This window comes from Mesorhizobium sp. B2-5-11, assembly GCF_006440835.1.
Classification (GTDB): Bacteria; Pseudomonadota; Alphaproteobacteria; order Rhizobiales; family Rhizobiaceae; genus Mesorhizobium.
In genome coordinates, this window is the sequence record NZ_VFUK01000001.1 from 1,068,772 (window position 1) to 1,087,995 (window position 19,224).

Sequence of the window (19,224 nt, forward strand, 5' to 3'; positions counted from 1 at the left end):
GAAGCGTGCGTTGCGTTTGCTAATGATCTTCAACTGGAGGCCGATCATGGCAGCCGGGCCCGCTGTGGTAAATTCTGGCGGCAGCGCTGCCGTGGCCATTGTTCTGGCAGGCGGAAAAAATATTCGGCGTCAAGATTGACGCTCCCAAAGCCAAAGTGCCGTCCGCATCGGCGAATCCGGCAGCTCCGTCGAATGGTGGCTGATGTCAATCCGACGCTTCGTGAGGCAAAGCATGACCCCTGGTTCCATCAAAACTGATGGCCGTGACCGTGTCACAATCCCCGACAACGACAATCACATGGCTGGCGTCGACACCAAGCCGCTCTTGAAAAGTATCCAGAGCGACGATTTTGCTGACGCGCTTTGCGCGAGAGCTGAGCGCTTCGCGACCAAGGTGGTCGTGGCAATGGCGATTTGTTTGACATCGACACTGGTCGCCGGCGCTTATTTTTTACTGGCGCCCTCTTGAGGGACCAGAAGCTCAAGCTGGAGAGCACGACCGGCCTCTCATACCCGGGCTGCGATTAAGCACTCATTTTCAACAGGGAAGACCCGCCTGGCTTCCTCCACTTCCCTTGTTGTCGGTCCGCCGCTCGCGGGCACGGCCCGGCAGGGTTGGCGATCAGCCGGGCCGGATTGCACAATATTAGTCGTTGCTGTCGTAGATCACCACTGGGTGACGCCGGTGGTGACGGCGTTCAGTTGAGCCCGTTATGACGACGGTGTCGCGGCGATGATGCCGGCGACCTTGGTCATAGAAAGCCACCGTGCCATGGCGCCGATGATGGAGGCGATGGCCCTGATCGTTGATCACTGCCACGTGACGGTGATGATGGCGATGGGTTTTGATGACGACGTCGGCTTCTGCCGCCGAAGCGACAACCGGCATTGCAACGAAAACGAGCGCCATGGCACTTGTCAGAAAAATCGCTTTCATAAGTGTTTCTCCATTCCAGATCCCTCGGGGTAGTTTCACGACAGCTCAAGCCGCACGAGATCTCGATTTGAGCTTTCTGCCTGCGAACTGAGCAGGGGGTTGAGGGTGCAAATGATTGTAACCCTGCTCTCGTGGGCACATGAAGGACCATTGCTGCACCCGTTCAACAAATGAAAGGAATGCGAGTACGTTCCTTGCAGGAGAGCTGATCGGACCTCTGCTGTAGGTATTCGGACCAAGGTCTTGCTGATGTTCTTGGACCTTCGTCCGCACTTGCGGGTTCGATGGCTCTTTTCTCGATGCAATTCTTTGAGTGTTCACTGCGCGATCGGGCGCGGGTACTGCGATGGCGGACGCGCGCCTGCGTGCGAGGGCAGGATCATAAACGGCACGCGGCATCAAGTGCTGCGCCGGTGACGTTCAGACAAGCGGGCATGGTGATACTGGTGCGATCACGCAATTCCGCGCGCCGCAGGCAATGATACGGTGTCTGCGCGGCGGATCTGATCCGTCGAGGCCGGCGTCTACCAGGCCCAACCCATCCCCCCGCCCACTGGGGACGCCGGCCCCTCAGTCCTTGGAATTGCCGTAGAATTGCCGTCGCGGACCATGCGAGATCGAGCATGATCCTGCCCGGTGACCGGGCGCGGCGATGGGGCTCAGAACTTGTAGCTCAGATTGATGCCGACCGTATTCAGCTTCACATTCTGGTCGCGATCGAGAAAATCGTCCGGCGCATCGAAATGCTCCTTGCTGAAATCATAGTAGCGATACTGCGCCGCGACGACGAACCTGTCGGTCAGCGCATAGTCGACGCCGGCCCCAACCGTCCAGCCTATGCTGGTTCGCGTGTTGTCGAACGAGGTACCGGCATCTTGGGAGGTTTCGATGCCGGCAAAGGCGACGCCGCCGATGCCGTAGATCAGGAACCGATCCATCGCATAGCCGGCCTTGGCATTGATGGAACCGAACCACTTGACATCCGTGCCGAGCAGATTTCCCGCACCCAGTTCTTCGGCGCCCTTTGCCGAGGAATAGTTAAGCTCTGCTTCGGCGCCGAGCACAGCCTGGTCGAATTGCCACAGACCGGCGACATGGCCACCGACGAAACCGCCGTCGAGGTCTGGCGAGGCGGCAAACGGCTCGCCCTCGGTTCCCGAGACATCGGAACTGCCCCAGCCATAACCGCCTTGCAGGCCGGCATAGTAGCCGGTCCAGTCGAAACCGGGCGCGGTCATCGGCACATCGGCCACAGGTTCGGCTGCGAAAGCCGGTGCGGCCAGAGCGGCAAGAAAACCGACAGTTGCAAGCATTAGGCGACGCATCGAACTGCCCGAACGAAGAGCTGGAAGATCCTGGCAGGCACGGTAACCCGATTTGCGGCAAAACGGAATCGCATTTCTGTGCGGCCGATTTACGCTCTCCGTCGGTCTTGGAACAATCGGGAGAAAGTGTGAGGCTGGTCAAAACCGTGGCGGCTTGGCACAGTCGGGCAAACAGGAGTCGCTTCATGGCGAACACGCCGTCGGGCAGCAAACCCAGACCATGGACTGAAATGGCAACGCATCTGGTCGATGTCGCCATGGGCAGGAAACCCGCCGATCTCGTCATCCGCAACGGGCGCTGGGTCAATGTTCACTCCGGCGAGATCGTAGCCGGCACCGACATCGCTATTGCCGGCGGCCGCTTCGCCTATTGCGGTCCGAACGCCGGCCATGCCATCGGGCAGGGCACCAAGGTGGTCGATGCCGGCGGGCGCTATCTGGTGCCCGGCCTTTGCGACGCGCACATGCATGTCGAGAGCGGCATGGTGACGGTGACCGAATTCTGCCGCGCGGTGATCCCGCACGGCACGACTTCGATGTTTATCGATCCGCACGAGATCGCCAATGTGCTCGGCCTGCCCGGCGTGCGGCTGATGCATGACGAGGCCGTCGCCATGCCGATCAACGTGCATGTCCAGATGCCGTCCTGCGTGCCCTCGGCCCCCGGGCTCGAACATGCCGGCGCCGAACTGACGGTCGCCGACGTCGCCGAGGCGATGGGCTGGGAAAATATCATCGGGCTGGGCGAGGTGATGAATTTCCCTGGCGTAGCCGCCAACGATCCTGTGATGTCGGGCGAGATCGCCGCGACCGTGAAAGCCGGCAAGACCGTCGGCGGGCACTATGCCTCGCGCGATCTCGGCCTGCCGTTCCATGGCTATGTCGCCGGCGGCCCGGAGGACGACCATGAGGGCACGCGCGCCGAAGATGCCATCGCCCGCGTGCGCCAGGGTATGAAGGCGATGCTTCGGCTGGGCTCGGCCTGGTACGACGTCGCCTCGCAGATCAAGGCGGTTACCGAGGGCGGCATCGATCCGCGCAATTTCATGCTGTGCACCGACGACAGCCATTCCGGCACCTTGGTTCACCAGGGGCATATGGACCGCGTGGTCCGCCACGCCATCAGCCAGGGCTTGAAACCGGTGACCGCGATCCAGATGGCGACGCTCAACACCGCTCAGCATTTCCGGCTGGAGCGCGAGATCGGATCGATCGCGCCGGGGCGGCTGGCTGACCTTTTAATCGTCTCGGATCTCGCCGAAATGACCATCGACGAGGTCTATGCGCGTGGCGTCAGGCTGGCCAAGGCCGGCAAGCTCGACATCGACATTCCGGTCTACGACTATCCCAAGGCGGCGAAGAACACCGTCAAGCTCGGCAAGAAGCTGAAGGCCCACGATTTCGACATCACGGCACCCAAGGGCGCGAACGAAGTCCGGGTCCGGGTCATCGGGGTCATCGAAAATCAGGCACCGACGCGGGCGCTGGAAGCGGATCTCGCCGTCGAGGACGGGCTGGTCGCCATGGATCGCCGCAACGACGTCTGCCAGATCGCGCTGGTCGAGCGTCACAAGGGTACCGGCGGCGTCACCAATGCCTTTGTCTCCGGCTTCGGCTACATCGGCGATTGCGCGATGGCGTCGAGCGTGGCGCATGATGCCCACCACATCATCGTCGTTGGCACCAACAAGCGGGATATGGCGCTTGCGGTCAACCGGCTGGGCGAGGTCGGTGGCGGCGTCGTGCTGTTTTCCAAGGGTAAGGAACTGGCACTGGTCGAAATGCCGATCGCCGGGCTGATGTCGGACGAGCGGGCCGAAATCGTCGCGGCCAAGGCCGACAAACTGACCGAGGCCATGCGCCAGATGGGCTGCTCGCTGAACAACGCCTACATGCAGCACTCGCTGCTGGCGCTGGTCGTCATTCCGGAGCTCAGGATTTCCGATGTCGGCCTGATCGACGTGACGACCTTCCAGAAGGTCGACCTCTTCGTATAAGAGCAGTTGCGGTCGCTTCGCTCATCCGCCGGTGGCGATCGTCAGCACCTTGAACGGCGTGGTGATGACGATCTCGGCAACCGAGCCGACGGCCTTGCCGAGGCCTTGGCCGAGATTATTGAGCTGCACTGGAGGTTCGTCCGACGCCAGGCCGGCCGGGGCCCGCAGCCGGTCGCCGAGCAACTGAACCAGGATCGGATTGTCGGCGAATTTGGCGTGGTTCAGCCGGTCGCCACCCTTGGTCTGGCTGAGATCGACCACAGACACGCCATAGCTGGCGAGATCGGCCGCGTCGCCATAGTCGCCGACGCGGGGCTTGTCGCCCGAGATCAGGGAAGACAGTTTGAGCGCCCGGTCGTCCGCTGAAAGCAGGATGGCGAACGGTTTGTCCGGCTTGCCGTAGCGGATCATCTGTTTCTTGAACACGTCGACGTCGATGTCGGGCGAGGCCAGGACGACATAACCGAGCTTGCCGTCGAGATCGCGGTCGCCGGTGATGGCAAGCTGGCGCAGCGCCTCCATGGTCACCCATGTTCCCATCGAATGGGCAACGATGTCGATACTCTTGGCCCGCGTCTTGGCCAGCATCCTGAGCGTTGCCTCGAGGTCGTCACGCGCCGCGTTGGCGCTCTCCTTGTCATAGATGTAGCCCGTCGTCTTGCCGCTCGAGGCCCAGGAGAACAGCACCGGCGTGCCCGGATATTTCGTGTCGTGCGCGATCTGCGTCAGCCGGTAGATGCCGTCGTCGAAACCATTGTTGAACCCGTGCACGAAAACCAGCGCACGGTCGCCGCGCATGGCGATGTCGGCACCGACCGCCTTGGCGAATTGCGGCGCATCCGCGTAGAACGCGACATCCCTGGCGGTGAAATCCTTGGCTGGATTGCTGTTGGCAGACCCCCGGACACGCTCGATCATGCCGACCTTGTGACTTTTCGGCACGGTGACGTCGACCCGGGCGAAGCTGGTGGTCAAGGAGCGATCGCCGTCGAACACCTGCCGCGGGTCCTTGGTCGCCTTCTGGCGGGTGGTGGCGACGAATATCTCGTGGGTGGCCGCGATGTCGGACGCGGGTACGGCAACCGTCGTCCTGTTCAGCAGATCGTGCGTGTTTCGGCCGGCGCAGCCTGCGACCAGCAGCGTGAACGCAATGACGACGAAACTCTTCGAATGCACCGTCACACGCCGGCTCCCGCAAAGGAGGACGTCAAACGCGTGACGTCGCTGGATATTTCGATAAGGCCAGAGGCCGGCGCGGTCCAGTTCAAAGTTGGTCGACTCTGTCGCAAGGCCGAGCGGGCCACGCGAACCCGCGGCGATGCATCTATTGGCCGAGCAGGCTGATGCGGTCGGTCACGTCGCGGTCGCTGGCAAATCCATCGTCTTCGCGCAGCCGTTGGCCGATCATCTTCACCAGCGCGGGATTGTCGGCGAATTTCGTATGGTTGAAACTGTCCGCTCCCTTGATCTTGGAGAGGTCGACGACCGTTACGCCGTAGGATGCAAGGTCGGCGGCGTCCTTGTAGTCGCCGACGCGCGGCCGCGCGCCGGCAATCAGACCGGAGAGCCGGAGCGCGCGGTCATCATCGGACAACAACAGGATGAACGGCTTGTTGGGTTTGCCATAGCGGCGCATCTGGCTCTTGAACACGTCGACATCGATGTCGGGCGATGCGAGCACGACGTCGCCGAGCTTGCCGCCGAGATCACGGTCGCCGGTGATGGCGAGCTGGCGCAGCGTCTCCATGGTCACCCAGGTTCCCATTGAATGGGCGACGATGTCGATGCGCCGCGCGCCGGTCTGCGCCAGCATGCGCAACGTCACCTCGAGCTGGTCGCGCGCGGCGCTGGCGCTTTCCTTGTCGTAGACATAGTCGGTGGTCTTGGCGCCGGATGCCCAGGAAAACAGCACGGGTGTGCCGGGATAGCCGGAATCGTGGACGATCTGGGTCAGGCGGTAAACGGCGTCGTCAAAGCCGGTGTTGTAGCCATGGACGAAGACCATGACGCGGTCGCCGCGCGCCGCGATGTCAGCACTTAGCGCATTGGCGAATTTCGGCTGGGTGTCGTAGCCGACGACCTCGGAGGCCATGAAATACTTGGCCGGATCGTTCGACTTGCCGCGCGAGCGGCGTTCGATCTGCCCGGTCTGGTGGATGCCGGGCACGGTGACGTTGACGCGGGCGTAGTTCAGCGTGGCCGATCGCTCGCCGTCGAAGACCTTGTTCGGATCGTCGGATTTCTTGCGCGTGGTGGCGATGAAGATGCTGTGATTGCCGGCGATCTCGGTCACCGGCGCTGCCACGATGGCGCTGCCGAGCAGTTCCTGGGTCTGCTGTCCCGCGCAGCCCGCGACAAGCAAGGCTAGGCCAATGGCAAAAATCGTCTTCAACGGCACGTCTGAAATTCCACTCCGGCCCGAAAAGGCCAATCGCCTCCGCAAGTCTCCCCCGACAGCGCAAGTGCGGCGGAAGTAAGTCGTGCCCAGCCGAAAAGCGGTCGGCGTCTCGCGACCGCCGCCGCAGTGTTGCACGAAAGCCAGACTGCATCAGGGCGGGCCCTTTCGGGGCTTGGCACCCGCATGAATTTCAAGAATTACATTAACAATCGCCTCCAACTAACGGCAAATGCGTCACTAAATGCCGACCGCTTGGGAACATGAGTGACGGGGCAATGGTTTCACGGGGTCGCCTGTGCAATAGACGGAATCGGGTTGCTTGGCGGCAAGGCTCGCGACAAAAGGGCGTTCCGCAGCCAATCGATGATAGACGTTTTCAAACGACATGCGTTCAAGGTGGCTTTCCGATGACCAGCTTCTCTTCCCGTGTTGCCACCGCTGCTTCCGCGATCCGCCGGATCTTTCCGGAAACGCCGCTGCAGGAGAACGACTATCTGTCGAAGAAGACCGGCGCGCGGGTGCTTTTGAAGCGCGAGGACCTGAGCCCGGTGCGCTCCTACAAGATCCGCGGCGCCTTCAACTTCTTCCGCAAGGCACTTGGCGAAGGCAATCAGGCCGAACTGTTCGTCTGCGCTTCCGCCGGCAATCATGCGCAGGGTTTCGCCTTCGTCTGCCGTCATTTCGGTAAAAAGGGCGTTGTATTCATGCCGGTGACGACGCCGCAGCAGAAGATCGACAAGACGCGGCTGTTCGGCGGCGACTTCGTCGAGATCAGGCTCGTCGGCGATTTCTTCGACGATTGCTATCGCGCCGCCATCGAATTCACCGAAAGCGCCGGCGCTCATATGGTGCCGCCCTTCGACCACAAGGACATCATCGAGGGACAGGCGACGGTCGCCTATGAGATCGCCCACCAGATGCCCGGCGCGGGCATGCCCGACATCGTCATGCTGCCGGTCGGCGGCGGAGGTCTGGCCGCAGGGGTGACGCACTACTTCGCCGATCAGGGGCGTGAGGCGCGCTTCGTCTTTTGCGAACCGGCAGGGGCGCCAAGCCTGCGCGAGAGCCTTGCGGCGGGAAAACGGCTCAAACTCGCCAAGGTCGATAATTTCGTCGACGGCGCGGCGGTCGCCGAGATCGGCCGTGAGCCCCTGCGTCACCTCAAGGACTTCGCCGCCGACACGGTGCGGTTGATCCCGGAAAACCGGCTCTGCGCGACCATGATCGAGATGCTCAATGTCGAGGGCGTGGTGCTGGAGCCGGCCGGCGCGCTGGCTATCGATGCGCTGAAGGATTTTTCCAGGAAGGAAATCCGCGGCAAGACCATCGTGGCGGTGGTTTCGGGCGGCAATTTCGATTTCGAACGGCTGCCGGACGTCAAGGAACGGGCACTGCGCTTCGAGGGCCTGAAGAAATACTTCATCATCCGCTTTCCGCAGCGGCCGGGCGCGCTGCGCGACTTCCTTGAAATGCTGGGGCCGGACGACGACATCGCCCGGTTCGAATATCTGAAGAAGTCGGCACGCAATTTCGGCTCGGTTCTGATCGGCATCGAAACCAAGGATCGCCGCAATTTCGACCTGCTGAAAGCGAATTTCGAGGCCGAAGGCGTCCAGTATCAGGATATCACCGACAACGAGACATTGGCCGGGTTCATCATATGAGCGGAAACGTCTTCATCGCCCTGTTTTCAGGCATCAATGTCGGCGGCAACCGCATCGTCAGGATGGCCGAGTTGCGGGCGTTCTTGGAGGATCTCGGGTTTTGCGATGTCGCTACCTACGTGCAGAGCGGCAACGCGGTGTTCCGGGCGAAGGAGGGAGACGCCGCCACGCTGACCAAACAGATCGAAGCGGCTTTCGAGGAGAAATGGGGTTTTCATTCGCGCATCATGGTGCGCGATCTCGGCTGGGTCGAACGGCTGGTCAGGGAAAATCCCTATCCGGAGATTGCCGAGGAGCCGACAAAGCTGCACGCGTATGCGCTGGAGCGCGCGCCTACCGCCGAGGAGGCGGCACGGCTGGCCGAAAGATGTACGGGTCCGGAGCGGTTCGAGATCAAGGGCGACGTGCTTTACCTGCATGCACCCGACGGACTGGGCAAATCGGTGTTTGCCAATCTCATTCCACGCGTACTGAAGGTACCGGGCACTGCGCGCAACTGGCGCTCGGTGCTGGCGCTGCTGGAGATGGCCGGCAAGCCCGGCGGCGGCTGATTAATGCCTGCCGTAATGCGTAGACAAGAGCCTACGCCGCCTCGGCGCGTTTCCAGTCGAACGTCAGCTCCTCGCGAAACGCAAAGCGTTTGATGTGGTCGGCGACGACGCTTTCGAGGCGTTCGATAGAGCCGGGGTCGTCGCTCGATACGGTGATGTGCAGCGCAGCTCCATCGGCATCCATGATGGTGCGGCCGAGCGAAAGGTCGATGGCGCCATGATTGGGATCGAATTCCACGGGGAATTTGTGCGCCCAATGTTTGCACAATTGCTGCAGATAACGGCTTGCATGTGCGGTGGTGACATCGGCATGGCTGATCGTCATGAAGGGATCTCCGAGGGTGAAACGCACGAAACGGTGCCCGCTTTCGAGGCGGGCGCTATCGCCGCATAGATAGGCGCAAGCTCGCCCGCCGCCATAGGCCGGCTGCCGACCGCTCGAAAAGGTGATCGATCACCAGCTTCCGGTGTTCGGCATCGACGCCCACGGTTCGGCCTTTGCCTTCGCCGGACCTTTCTGCAGAAGTTCGATCGAGATTCCGTCCGGCGACTTGACGAAAGCCATGTTGCCGTCGCGCGGCGGCCGGTGGATGGTGACACCGCTGTCCATCAGCCGCTGGCAGGTGGCGTATATGTCGTCGACTTCATAGGCGAGGTGGCCGAAATTGCGGCCGCCCTTGTAGTCTTCCGGGTCCCAATTGTAGGTGAGCTCGACCAGCGGTGCTTTCTCGTCGATGCCGCTTTGCTCGTCTTCCGGCGCGGCCAGGAAGATCAGCGTATAGCGGCCCTGCTCGTTCTCGTAGCGGCGCACTTCCTTCAGGCCGAGCTTGTTGCAGTAGAAATCGAGCGAAGCATCGATGTCGGCGACGCGAACCATGGTGTGCAGATAGCGCATGTGATTTCCTCGACTTGTTGGGTTGCGGCGCAACATAGGGGTGGGCCGTCCAAAGGGCAAATCCCAGGCGGCTGCCGGCGCCGCCAAAGAACAAATCCGGTATTCGCATAATGAACCGTGAAAAAAGGCACGTCAGGTCTTGCACTCACCGGAAGCCGCAGTGTTAATCTGGTGTCAAGAATCAGTTGCGGTGTTCTTGAAAAAAGGGGGCATTCTTATGGGGGAAAAAGCCTCTTTGACGGGGCGGTCCGAAACCCTTGGCGACGCCATGAAGCGCGACGAAGGCGGCGATGCCGTCGATCTGACCGAAATATCCGGCGCCATCAAGTGGTTCGATGTAGCCAAGGGCTATGGCTTCATCCTCCCGGATGACGGCGTTTCAGGCGACATCCTCCTCCATGTGACATGCCTTAGACGGGATGGTTTCCAGACTGCTCTGGAGGGAGCGCGCGTTGTCTGCCTCGTCAAGCAGGGCGAGCGCGGATTGCAGGCTTTCCGGGTTCTCTCGATGGATGTCACCACAGCGGTCCATCCCGCGGAAATGCAGGAACAGCGCACCCATGTCTCGGTGACACCCGAAAGCGGGCTGGAACGTGCCTTGGTGAAGTGGTTCAACCGCACCAAGGGGTTTGGTTTCCTGACCCGGGGCGAGGGCACCGAGGACATCTTCGTCCATATGGAAACCTTGCGTCGCTACGGCATCACCGAGCTTCGGCCGGGGCAGGTCGTGCTTGTCCGCTTCGGGCGCGGCGACAAAGGCCTTATGGCTGCCGAAATCCACCCCGATATGGGAACCTTGCCGGTCGCGCATTAGGGCGGTTGCCGAGGATTTTCGCATGACACATAGGAACTGGCTGACGGCGGGCGCAATGTGCGTCCTGGCTGCCGTCATCGTCGCCGCGGGCGCCTATTTCTATTTGCCTGCACCGACGGCGGCCGACAGCCGGGTGATGACCCTGCCGGTGGACCCGACGCCGCTGGTCGTGGCGACGAAAGGCGGAGATCGCTCCTTTTCCATCGAAATCGCCGACACCGATGCTGAACGCGAGGCCGGCTTGATGTATCGCCAGGACATGGCGGACGATCACGGCATGTTGTTCGTCTTCGACATGCAGCAGCAGGTCAACTTCTGGATGCAGAACACGCCGATGCCGCTTGACCTGGTTTTTATCGGCCAGGATGGCAAGATCCGGGCGGTCAAGCACGGCGAGCCGCAATCCCAGGCGCTGATTTCGCCCGGCGTGCCGGTGCGCTTCGTGCTTGAGCTCAAGGCGGGCACCGCCGCCAGGAACGGTATCGATTATGGCGACCTGGTGCGCCATCCGGCCGTTGGCACCATATCAGGCCCCGAGGTGCCGCCATCGGACAATGGCGATGCGCCGAACGGCGGTGGCGGTTGAGGACGCGGGCAGTATAGCCGATGCAGTTTTTTTCCCATGACGGGTTCGATATCGCCTTCCTCGACCGCCAGCCGGAATCGGGCCGGGGCGATCCTGTGCTGATGATCCATGGCTTTGCCTCCAGCCATTACGTCAACTGGGTTTCGCCCGGCTGGTTCAAGACGCTGAACGATGACGGCTACCGCGCCATTGCGCTGGACAATCGCGGCCACGGCTCGTCATCGAAAAGCTACGAAGAGGCAGATTACACCCCGGCCCGGATGGCCTCGGACGCGGCTGCTTTGCTCGATCATCTCGGCATCGGGCGCGCCCATGTCATGGGCTATTCGATGGGCGCGAGGATAGCGGCATTCCTGGCGCTGTCGGATCCCGACAAGGTGGCGACGCTGGTCTTCGGCGGTCTCGGCATCGGCATGATCGACGGCGTCGGCGATTGGGATCCGATCGCGGCAGCCCTTCTTGCCGACGATCCGGCCAAGACCACTCATCCCCGCGGCCGTTCGTTTCGCGCCTTCGCCGACCAGACTCGCAGCGACCGCCGGGCGCTCGCGGCCTGCATCGCCACCTCCCGCGAGTTGCTGAGCGAGGATGAAATTGCCCGGATCGCCCAGCCGACGCTGATCGCCGTCGGCACCACCGACGACATTGGCGGCTCGCCCGACGAACTTGCCGCACTGATGCCCAACGCCAAGGCTTTCCACATCGAAGGCCGTGACCATATGCTGGCCGTCGGCGACAAGACCTTCAAGCGGCGTGTGCTGGAATTCTACGCCGAAAATCCGCTTTGACCCGGCGCAAGAGCCCGATAAAACCTGATGCACAAGCCAGATGTCACGCTGGTTTTTGCAGCGCTTCGAGCGACCGGGTGAGATTCAGCCTGGCCTGCTGCTCGAAGCGCCGACGGAATTCCTCGCTGTGGAAGATGTGCGGGCGTGTCAGGAAGCTGTTCAGCACCGCGCCGCGTCCGGCCCGCCAGATCGGCTCCTCCACCCATTGATATTCGGCGCGGATCGCGCGCTCATAGGCATCGAATGCATCCGGCGCTGCGCCGAGGATCGACAGGTCCATGTCCAGGAAAAGAGCGGCGTCACGCACCGCGGCCGTGTCTTCGAAGCCCGGCAACTGGTGTGTTGCGGTGGCAAGGATCATGGCGCTGATGCGGCAGAGGCGCTGGGCGTCGATGCGGCCCGCGAGCTTTTTTTCCGCGAGTGCTGCGCTTTGCGCCTCGTTGTCCTTAGCCCGGCTGTCATAGACGGCGTCGTGGAACCAGATCGCCGCCTCGACGGCCTCGGGATCGTCGAGCAGCTTCTGGTACTCGCCGGCGAGCGCCAGCATCGCCTCGATATGGGTAAGGTTGTGGTAATGGCGGTCCTGTCTCTCATAGAGAGCGGAAAGCTCGCGTTTGAGGGCATTGTCGAGCAAGAGTTCATTTTCCATGCCGGCTTGAATTCCCGCTAACCAAATCCATTTGACAGAGCACTAAGGAAAATTGAGTTCAATCGTGCTATGATCTGGCTTATATGTGCGGCCCGACATTAGGCAAGGCGGCAGGACGACGTCGATGAACAGCATCAGCATTTCCCGACACAGCGCGTTGCAGCCGGTCGATCCGATCTGGCGCTCGATCCGTGACGAAGCGATGGACGCGGTCAATCGCGACCCGCTGCTCGCCGCCTTCCTCTATTCGACCATCCTCAATCAGGAGAGCCTGGAGGAGGCGGTCATCCACCGGCTGGCCGAGCGGTTGGCGCACCAGGACATAGGTTCCGATCTCATCCGCCAGACCTTCAAGTCGATGCTGGCCGACGACAAGGATTGGCCGACCATCGTGCGTGTCGATATCCAGGCCTATTACGACCGCGATCCGGCCTGCGACCGCTTCATCATGCCGGTGCTCTACTTCAAGGGATTTCACGCCATCCAGACCCACAGGCTGGCGCATTGGCTGTGGAACCAGGGGCGCAAGGATTTCGCGCTCTATCTGCAAAGCCGTTCGTCCTCGGTTTTCCAGACCGATATCAATCCGGCGGCCCGCATCGGCAAGGGCATCTTCATCGACCACGCCACCGGCCTGGTCGTCGGCGAGACAGCGGTCATCGAGGACGACGTGTCGATCCTGCACGGTGTCACGCTCGGCGGCACCGGCAAGGCCGGCGGAGACCGTCACCCCAAGATTCGTCGTGGCGTCTTGATCGGTGCCGGCGCCAAGATTCTCGGCAACATCGAAATCGGCCATTGCTCCAAGATCGCCGCCGGTTCGGTGGTGCTGTCGCCGGTGCCGCATAACAAGACGGTCGCAGGCGTGCCGGCTCGCGTCGTCGGCGAGACCGGCTGCGACCAGCCGTCGCGCCAGATGGACCAGCTTCTACCGTCGCAGACGATGGACCAGGTCGTCAGCTTCGACATCTAATTTTACTGAGGGGCGTCGGGGAGTTTCGCACTGCTCGCGTCGACGAGTCCGATTGCCGTGCAATACGGCGAGCTTGCCTTTACATGGCCATCGTCAACGTGTCAGAAGCGCCGTTCAAACGAGCAAGCCCGATGATCGGAGAAGACTGTTGAAGCCTGACGAAATCAGAAAGCTGGACGCCTATTTCAAGCGCGTCTTCCAGAACCCCAAGCTCGAGGTCAAGGCACGGCCGCGCAAGGAGGATTCGGCCGAAGTCTACGTCGGCGACGAATTCCTCGGCATCGTCTTCAAAGACGAGGATGACGGCGACTACAATTTCTCGATGGCGATCCTCGACATCGATCTGGGCTGATCCCACGCCCATGGCGATGCCGGACGCAAACGCGGCCGGCCTTTCCGTCACTGTCCCGCCTTCAGGACACGCCCGGCCTCGGCGGTGATTGCCGCGTCAAGCGCCTGCCAATCCCCCAGAAATTCCTTCGGGAAGCGATAGGTGAGGCTGAGATCCTCGCCGACATGGATGTCGCGCTCGCAAGGCGCCAGCGATTGTTCGGCTGCCGGCCCACTCAGGCAGCGGGCCACGAACGGGTCCTTGCCGGGCCGGTTGCCGACAACGAGCACCTCGTTGAGGTAACCTGATTTCGCGTTGAAACCGTAAATCGTCGTGCCGCCCGGACCTGCCGTGCCGGGCTGCACGATCAACGCGCTGTAGATCGGCCCGAAACGTCCGCTCATGTCGCGAGACATCATCTGCTGTTCGAAGGACAGGAAGACGATGCTTTTGGCTGGCCCCGTGTGATTGAAATCGCCGCGGGCAGCTTCGCTGTAGCCATCCATCTGGGGATAGCGCAGGTAGAGGTCGAGCCGCGAGGCGATGCCGTCGCGCCGCGCCTGTTCGAAACGGATAAAGTTGGCAGGCACGGCGATGACATTGTTGCCGATCACCACCTTGCGCATCGTCGCATCATCCGTGTAGCCGGCCATGGCGATCGAATGGCCGAACCATTTGCCGCCCAGGCTGATTGCGACCGACAGCAGGGCGAGTGCTGCGAAGGCGTAGAACACCCGCTTCATCAGCGTGGAATCGACCACGGTGAATTGGGGGTCGTCGGCGATCGCTGCCTGCTTCATCTCTGTCCCCGGATTCCTGTCCCGTGACGGCACGCATCGCACGGCACGGCTCTTGCAGTCCTTCCAGCGACTGTGCGATTTCATGGTAAACGGAAGGTAAAGATGGGCCCGGTTGAGCTAACTGCGTTCGCTTTTCTTGTCGGGTTGACGGCTTGCGGGCTGGTCGGATCGGCGATGGAGTTGGTTGCCGGGCGCAAGGTCGCGTTCACCGAGCCTTATGTGTCCTCCGCGCACGTACTGCGTTCGCTCGCCGCCACGGCGTGCGCCGGGCCGTTCATGCTGGTCAACGATGCCTTGGACGCCCGCCGCGAGGGTCGCATTTCGTCGGTGGCGCTGATTTCCTGTGGCTGCACGGCGGTCGCCTGGACGCTGGCGCTCGGCATCGTTCTTGTGGCCGTTGCGTGTTGGGAGGTGTCAACCTAGGGTCGTTCGACTTCCAGGCTTGAGACGAATCGGAGACCAGAAATGCCGCTTTATGCGATCGATGGCACCGAACCGAACTTCGCGGATGCGGGCTCAAACTGGATCGCGCCCGATGCGACGCTGATCGGCGACATCAGCATCGGCCGCAATGCCGGCTTCTGGTTCGGCGTCGTCATCCGCGGCGACAATGAACCTGTCGTGATCGGCGCCGACACCAACGTGCAGGAGCACACGGTCATGCACACCGATCCCGGCTTCCCGCTGACCATTGGCGAAGGCTGCACGATCGGCCACCGCGCCATGCTGCATGGCTGCACCATTGGCGACAACAGCCTGATCGGCATGGGCGCAATCGTGCTCAACGGCGCCAGGATCGGCAAGAATTCGCTGGTCGGCGCCGGCGCGCTGGTCACCGAAGGCAAGGAATTCCCGGACAATTCGCTGATCGTCGGCTCGCCGGCCAAGGCGATCAGGGTCCTGGACGAGGCTGCGATTGCAAGGTTGCGGGCCTCGGCCGCGCACTATGTCGCCAACGGCAGGCGCTTCAAGGCGGGTTTGGAGAAGGTCTAGGCCTCCGCCAGAAATGGCGGAGCCGGCCCGGGGACGGGGCCGGCTCCTTAGACCCGGTCGTTGGGACGGGGAGGGTGGGGACTCGACCGGGTTTCTCCTTAGACGCATCGCGTTGATGCGTAGCGCCTGGTCTCTGGTTCACGCGTGCCGGATCGACGCCGTCAGCGGACGCTGGCGACCGCGTCGGCGCGGCCGTCGTTGATCGTCACCCAGACGCCGGAATTGGTATCCGACTGTCGCTTGAGGTAGGTGTAGTCGGTGTCCGTCCAGGACAGGACCTTGGTTTCCAGATTGTCGAGGATGAATTCGCCGAGGCTGGTGCGCACGGTCAGCACCGCGTGGCCGTCACCGTTTGGCTGGCGCGCGACCGTCATCAACAGGTTGCCGGCCGGAACGCCGGCGTCCATCAGCTCGCGGCGCTTTTCCAGCGCGTAGTCCTCGCAATCGCCATAGCCATTGTCGGGATAGGCCCAATATTCCTCGACGCCGTTGTTTTCCATGTCGGTGCGCGGCTTGACGCGGGTATTGACCGAGTTGTTGATGCTGAGGATCGTCGCCCACAGCTTGCGGGTCAGTTCGACCGGCGCCCCCTTGGGTGTCCGCTCGCTGCATTCGCCCGGTATGCGCTGGCAGAATTCATAGTGTCCGACAGGCTGTGTGGTGCGGCCGCCGGTGTGCATATAGGCCGGTCCCGCGGCATATGCTGATCCCCAAGCGGAAAGCTGCATCGCCATTGCCATCAGCAACAGCTTGCCTCTCGTTTTCTTCATTGTTTTTGTCTCCCCGTTCGAGGGAGACATTGCCACAGGTGGATTTATTCGACGCAAAAGCGCGCAGTAGATATTGAGTAAAACGTCCCTAGAATAGGTATCAAATTTGAAACTTTTGAGTGGTCAATCGTTGTCGTAAAATACAAAAACCGGCCGCGCGGCCGGTTTTGATCTGGACGCTGTTGGGCCTTGTCAGGCGCGCGGCGTGTTGAATTCCGAATCGAGCGTCTCAGGCCGCTGGATAACGGCGAATTCGATGGCGACGCCATCCTCGAAATGCCGCACGATCTGTCCGCGCATGGTGCCGAGCATGACCTGGACGCCGATCGCTGGCTTGACATCGATCTCGATCGCGGCGCCGGAGAGCGACAGGTCGATGATGCGGCACTGGTACTGACGCCCGTCGGTGAGCTGCAGGATGCTGGTCGGGTTGCGGGGGGCGACGCGCTCGTGGCGGCGGTCTTCCGGCAGATCTAGCTCGTGCTTGTTGGCGAGCCACGTCAATTGCGCGGCGAGCTTGTCCTTCTTGCGGTCCGACGCAATCACCGTCATTGCGAAACCGTCCTGCAAGGTGCGGGTGACGACGCCTTCTATGCGGCCGATATGGTCGACATAGGCGATGACCTTTTCACCGGGCATGCCGATGCGGTCCGTGCGAAACGCGACGTTACCCGGCGACATATCGACGACCTGGCAAGGATGTTCGGTGCGGTCTTCCAGCATGAAGCGCCCGTATATCTTGACCCGGACGCGCTGAAAGTTACGTCTCTCAGCTTGGGACGGCGCGTAGTCGACCGCCGCTGACCTCATGACTGCCTACACCCCGTTTGGCATCCCCGCGCGCCGATGCCAGGGACTTCATCCCAGAACTACAGCAAAGCGGGTTAACAAAGGGGAAAAACGGGCAGGCGGGGCTGTAGGATCGTCAACTATTCCTCGCGCCCGCCATCGAAGACGACGAGGTGGCGGATGCGGCGCGCTCGGCCGAGCGCGGAGATGGTTTCGGGCGCCTCCAGTTCGGCGGGAACAAGCGAGGGAACGTCGATCGCCGGCCGGCTCGCCAGCAACTCTTTTTCGGGATCGATGACACGGATCGAATCGATCAACGCGTCCGTGAGCGGGTCGGCGCCCAGCCAGAACGGCTTCTCCACAGCGCTGATCACGCCAAGGCAACGCGGGTTTTCGACGCCGCCATCCAGCGGCAAGGCAAGCAGTTCGAACTTGTTGGAACGGCCGTTGCGGCTGAAGCCCTCGAACATGATCAGCACGACGGATTTCTGGTCGAACACGCCATGGATCAGCTTCGAGACCAGCCGCTGGTCCTTCTCGCGCCACAGCGAGGGAAAGGAGAACCCCTTGAGTTCGCGGCCATAGGAGGCGCAGAGCCTTGTGCCGGCCAGCCGGAACACCGCTTGCCCACGCGTGTCCCTTTCCAGGATGAAGGTGTCGGCCAGCAGCGACTTGATATCGGCCGGCTCCACTTCCGAGCGCTTCGGGGCTGGGCGTCCATCACGCAAGCGGTTCCAATACTGGAACAGCGTGATCGATCCGTTCTGGTTCATGCTAAGCAGCTCCGCGCATTCTGTCGTCTGATGTCCCATCGGTGAACAGAAGGGCGCCCTCCGATGACCTACATGCGTTGCGGAGCAGGAAGCGTGCCAGCGTCGTTAACACTTGTTCACGGGTCGGGGCCGTTAAGGTTAACAAGTGGTTTACGTTGCGCCCGGTCGAGCCGCGTGGCACACAAAAACCACTCCAGAAGCGGTCGTTTCGCGACGATCGGCAGCACTTCAGTCAAGAGTTCGGGGGAACAGGGGACTCGACAGCCGTTCAAGGGAAACCTTGGACGGCTTTCTTTTGATTCGGCACTTTTGATTCGCGCTCGGCGATTCGCCCTTTGTGGTCCGGCGGGCAGTGGTCTAGATGCTCGCAACAACGAATCCTGGACCGAGTGCTAGTGCGCATGAGTGAACCTGTAAGCCCACCGGAAATAGAACAGGCGGATCGCGAGCCCGAGCCGCGTCGCGAGCCGATCTTCAACCTGCCGCCGATCGTGCTGGCGGTGATCGCCATTTGCGTGGCCATCTACCTGTTGCAGCAATACGTGCTGAGTGATGCTCAGCAAATGACACTGCTTTACGATGGGGCCTTCATCCCTGTCCTCTACACCGGCCAATACGGCTTCGACTGGTTCCTGTTCACGCGGCCCTTCACCTATGCCTTCATGCATGGTGGATTTGCGCATATCGCCATCAATATGGTCTGGCTCGCTGCCTTTGGCTCGCCGTTGGCCAATCGGCTCGGAGCGTTCTGGTTCGCGTTGTTCTTCGCCGCGACGGGACTGGCTTCAGTGGCGCTTTTCTGGGCCATGCATCCATATGGCGAAGCGCCGCTGGTCGGGGCTTCCGGTGCGATATCGGGCATGATGGGAGCGGCGGCACGCTTTGGCTTCCGTACGGATCGTTCGGCGGGCAAAGCCGCTTTCGCCGGCCCCGTGCTGCCGATCGCAATGGTGCTGCGCTCGCGTGGCGTGATGATCTTCCTTGCCGTTTGGATGATGATCAATCTTGTCACCGGCCTTGTCGGCTTCGCCCCCGGCGTCGACAGCCAGATCGCCTGGGAGGCTCATATTGGCGGCTTTGTCGCCGGCTTCTTCGGCTTGCGCTGGTTCGACAGGCGTTGGCAGCCGCTCGATTGGGAGACGACCGACCACCGCACTTGAAATGCAACCGATCGCGGCGCACGATGTTCAC

23 protein-coding genes are annotated in these 19,224 nt (G+C 61.8%); 12 read left to right on the forward strand and 11 right to left on the reverse strand.

Annotation, left to right across the window (positions count from 1 at the left end; translation table 11 throughout):
* Positions 1 to 232: 232 nt before the first annotated feature.
* Positions 233 to 469: a hypothetical protein gene (locus FJ490_RS05405; protein WP_140558506.1), complete on the forward strand. Its 237-nt coding sequence runs from the start codon at positions 233 to 235 to the stop codon at positions 467 to 469.
* Between the two features lie 177 nt (positions 470 to 646).
* Here FJ490_RS05405 and FJ490_RS05410 read toward each other — a convergent pair whose 3' ends face one another.
* Together FJ490_RS05410 and FJ490_RS05415 are read right to left on the reverse strand one after the other, a co-directional pair.
* The gene (locus tag FJ490_RS05410) at positions 647 to 937 is read right to left on the reverse strand and encodes a hypothetical protein (RefSeq protein ID WP_140558505.1); all 291 of its coding nucleotides are present in this window, start codon (positions 935 to 937) and stop codon (positions 647 to 649) included.
* Between the two features lie 659 nt (positions 938 to 1,596).
* Entirely contained in the window at positions 1,597 to 2,262 is a 666-nt protein-coding gene (locus FJ490_RS05415) for an outer membrane protein (protein ID WP_140631693.1), read from the reverse strand.
* 185 nt (positions 2,263 to 2,447) lie between these two features.
* Here FJ490_RS05415 and ade point away from each other — a divergent pair, with 185 nt between their 5' ends.
* Complete coding sequence (gene ade / locus FJ490_RS05420; protein WP_140728300.1) at positions 2,448 to 4,259, forward strand: adenine deaminase; 1,812 nt, start codon at positions 2,448 to 2,450, stop codon at positions 4,257 to 4,259.
* Positions 4,260 to 4,280: 21 nt separating this feature from the next.
* Here ade and FJ490_RS05425 read toward each other — a convergent pair whose 3' ends face one another.
* The gene (locus FJ490_RS05425) at positions 4,281 to 5,441 is read right to left on the reverse strand and encodes an alpha/beta hydrolase (RefSeq protein WP_140631698.1); all 1,161 of its coding nucleotides are present in this window, start codon (positions 5,439 to 5,441) and stop codon (positions 4,281 to 4,283) included.
* A 142-nt stretch (positions 5,442 to 5,583) separates the two neighbouring features.
* Positions 5,584 to 6,657 carry an alpha/beta hydrolase gene (locus tag FJ490_RS05430; protein WP_140493715.1) on the reverse strand — a complete coding sequence of 358 codons (1,074 nt, stop codon included), beginning with the start codon at positions 6,655 to 6,657 and terminating at the stop codon, positions 5,584 to 5,586.
* 407 nt (positions 6,658 to 7,064) lie between these two features.
* On the opposite strand from FJ490_RS05430, the gene ilvA reads away from it, so the two are divergent.
* Both ilvA and FJ490_RS05440 read left to right on the forward strand, forming a co-directional pair.
* Positions 7,065 to 8,321 (forward strand): threonine ammonia-lyase IlvA, encoded by a 1,257-nt coding sequence (ilvA, locus tag FJ490_RS05435; protein WP_140493713.1) that lies wholly within the window; start codon positions 7,065 to 7,067, stop codon positions 8,319 to 8,321.
* The gene (locus FJ490_RS05440) at positions 8,318 to 8,872 is read left to right on the forward strand and encodes a DUF1697 domain-containing protein (RefSeq protein WP_140522097.1); all 555 of its coding nucleotides are present in this window, start codon (positions 8,318 to 8,320) and stop codon (positions 8,870 to 8,872) included. The genes ilvA and FJ490_RS05440 overlap by 4 nt, the downstream gene beginning before the upstream one ends.
* Before the next feature lie 31 nt (positions 8,873 to 8,903).
* Here FJ490_RS05440 and FJ490_RS05445 read toward each other — a convergent pair whose 3' ends face one another.
* Positions 8,904 to 9,197, reverse strand: coding sequence for a DUF2218 domain-containing protein (locus FJ490_RS05445; RefSeq protein ID WP_140522099.1), 294 nt, complete (start codon positions 9,195 to 9,197; stop codon positions 8,904 to 8,906).
* 129 nt (positions 9,198 to 9,326) lie between these two features.
* Complete coding sequence (gloA, locus tag FJ490_RS05450) at positions 9,327 to 9,767, reverse strand: lactoylglutathione lyase (RefSeq protein WP_140558496.1); 441 nt, start codon at positions 9,765 to 9,767, stop codon at positions 9,327 to 9,329.
* A gap of 268 nt (positions 9,768 to 10,035) precedes the next feature.
* Here gloA and FJ490_RS05455 point away from each other — a divergent pair, with 268 nt between their 5' ends.
* From FJ490_RS05455 to FJ490_RS05465, 3 genes are read left to right on the forward strand one after another with little or no spacing between them, the layout of a single operon-like run.
* Positions 10,036 to 10,581 (forward strand): cold-shock protein, encoded by a 546-nt coding sequence (locus tag FJ490_RS05455; RefSeq protein ID WP_181165163.1) that lies wholly within the window; start codon positions 10,036 to 10,038, stop codon positions 10,579 to 10,581.
* A 22-nt stretch (positions 10,582 to 10,603) separates the two neighbouring features.
* Complete coding sequence (locus tag FJ490_RS05460; protein WP_140522103.1) at positions 10,604 to 11,167, forward strand: DUF192 domain-containing protein; 564 nt, start codon at positions 10,604 to 10,606, stop codon at positions 11,165 to 11,167.
* A 20-nt stretch (positions 11,168 to 11,187) separates the two neighbouring features.
* Complete coding sequence (locus tag FJ490_RS05465; RefSeq protein WP_140558495.1) at positions 11,188 to 11,955, forward strand: alpha/beta hydrolase; 768 nt, start codon at positions 11,188 to 11,190, stop codon at positions 11,953 to 11,955.
* 43 nt (positions 11,956 to 11,998) lie between these two features.
* Here the strand turns inward: FJ490_RS05465 and FJ490_RS05470 are convergent, their stop codons facing one another.
* Positions 11,999 to 12,604 carry a hypothetical protein gene (locus FJ490_RS05470; protein WP_140625535.1) on the reverse strand — a complete coding sequence of 202 codons (606 nt, stop codon included), beginning with the start codon at positions 12,602 to 12,604 and terminating at the stop codon, positions 11,999 to 12,001.
* Between the two features lie 124 nt (positions 12,605 to 12,728).
* Here FJ490_RS05470 and cysE point away from each other — a divergent pair, with 124 nt between their 5' ends.
* A complete protein-coding gene (gene cysE, locus FJ490_RS05475) occupies positions 12,729 to 13,577 on the forward strand; it encodes a serine O-acetyltransferase (protein ID WP_140564637.1) in 849 nt (282 codons plus the stop codon).
* A 148-nt stretch (positions 13,578 to 13,725) separates the two neighbouring features.
* Positions 13,726 to 13,929 (forward strand): DUF3126 family protein, encoded by a 204-nt coding sequence (locus tag FJ490_RS05480; protein ID WP_019857879.1) that lies wholly within the window; start codon positions 13,726 to 13,728, stop codon positions 13,927 to 13,929.
* A 47-nt stretch (positions 13,930 to 13,976) separates the two neighbouring features.
* On the opposite strand, the gene FJ490_RS05485 is transcribed toward FJ490_RS05480, so the two are convergent.
* The gene (locus FJ490_RS05485; RefSeq protein WP_140558491.1) at positions 13,977 to 14,708 is read right to left on the reverse strand and encodes a hypothetical protein; all 732 of its coding nucleotides are present in this window, start codon (positions 14,706 to 14,708) and stop codon (positions 13,977 to 13,979) included.
* A 102-nt stretch (positions 14,709 to 14,810) separates the two neighbouring features.
* Between FJ490_RS05485 and FJ490_RS05490 the strand changes: the two genes are divergently transcribed.
* Both FJ490_RS05490 and FJ490_RS05495 read left to right on the forward strand, forming a co-directional pair.
* Complete coding sequence (locus FJ490_RS05490; protein ID WP_140522113.1) at positions 14,811 to 15,131, forward strand: hypothetical protein; 321 nt, start codon at positions 14,811 to 14,813, stop codon at positions 15,129 to 15,131.
* Between the two features lie 42 nt (positions 15,132 to 15,173).
* Positions 15,174 to 15,701, forward strand: coding sequence for a gamma carbonic anhydrase family protein (locus FJ490_RS05495; protein WP_140493693.1), 528 nt, complete (start codon positions 15,174 to 15,176; stop codon positions 15,699 to 15,701).
* Positions 15,702 to 15,862: 161 nt separating this feature from the next.
* On the opposite strand, the gene FJ490_RS05500 is transcribed toward FJ490_RS05495, so the two are convergent.
* The 3 genes from FJ490_RS05500 to FJ490_RS05510 form a co-directional block, all read right to left on the reverse strand.
* The gene (locus FJ490_RS05500; protein ID WP_140517647.1) at positions 15,863 to 16,471 is read right to left on the reverse strand and encodes a transglutaminase-like cysteine peptidase; all 609 of its coding nucleotides are present in this window, start codon (positions 16,469 to 16,471) and stop codon (positions 15,863 to 15,865) included.
* 192 nt (positions 16,472 to 16,663) lie between these two features.
* Positions 16,664 to 17,281 carry a PilZ domain-containing protein gene (locus tag FJ490_RS05505; protein ID WP_140493689.1) on the reverse strand — a complete coding sequence of 206 codons (618 nt, stop codon included), beginning with the start codon at positions 17,279 to 17,281 and terminating at the stop codon, positions 16,664 to 16,666.
* Positions 17,282 to 17,400: 119 nt separating this feature from the next.
* The gene (locus FJ490_RS05510; protein ID WP_140493687.1) at positions 17,401 to 18,033 is read right to left on the reverse strand and encodes a PAS domain-containing protein; all 633 of its coding nucleotides are present in this window, start codon (positions 18,031 to 18,033) and stop codon (positions 17,401 to 17,403) included.
* A 401-nt stretch (positions 18,034 to 18,434) separates the two neighbouring features.
* Here FJ490_RS05510 and FJ490_RS05515 point away from each other — a divergent pair, with 401 nt between their 5' ends.
* The gene (locus FJ490_RS05515) at positions 18,435 to 19,193 is read left to right on the forward strand and encodes a rhomboid family intramembrane serine protease (protein ID WP_140522115.1); all 759 of its coding nucleotides are present in this window, start codon (positions 18,435 to 18,437) and stop codon (positions 19,191 to 19,193) included.
* The last annotated feature ends 31 nt before the right edge of the window (positions 19,194 to 19,224 follow it).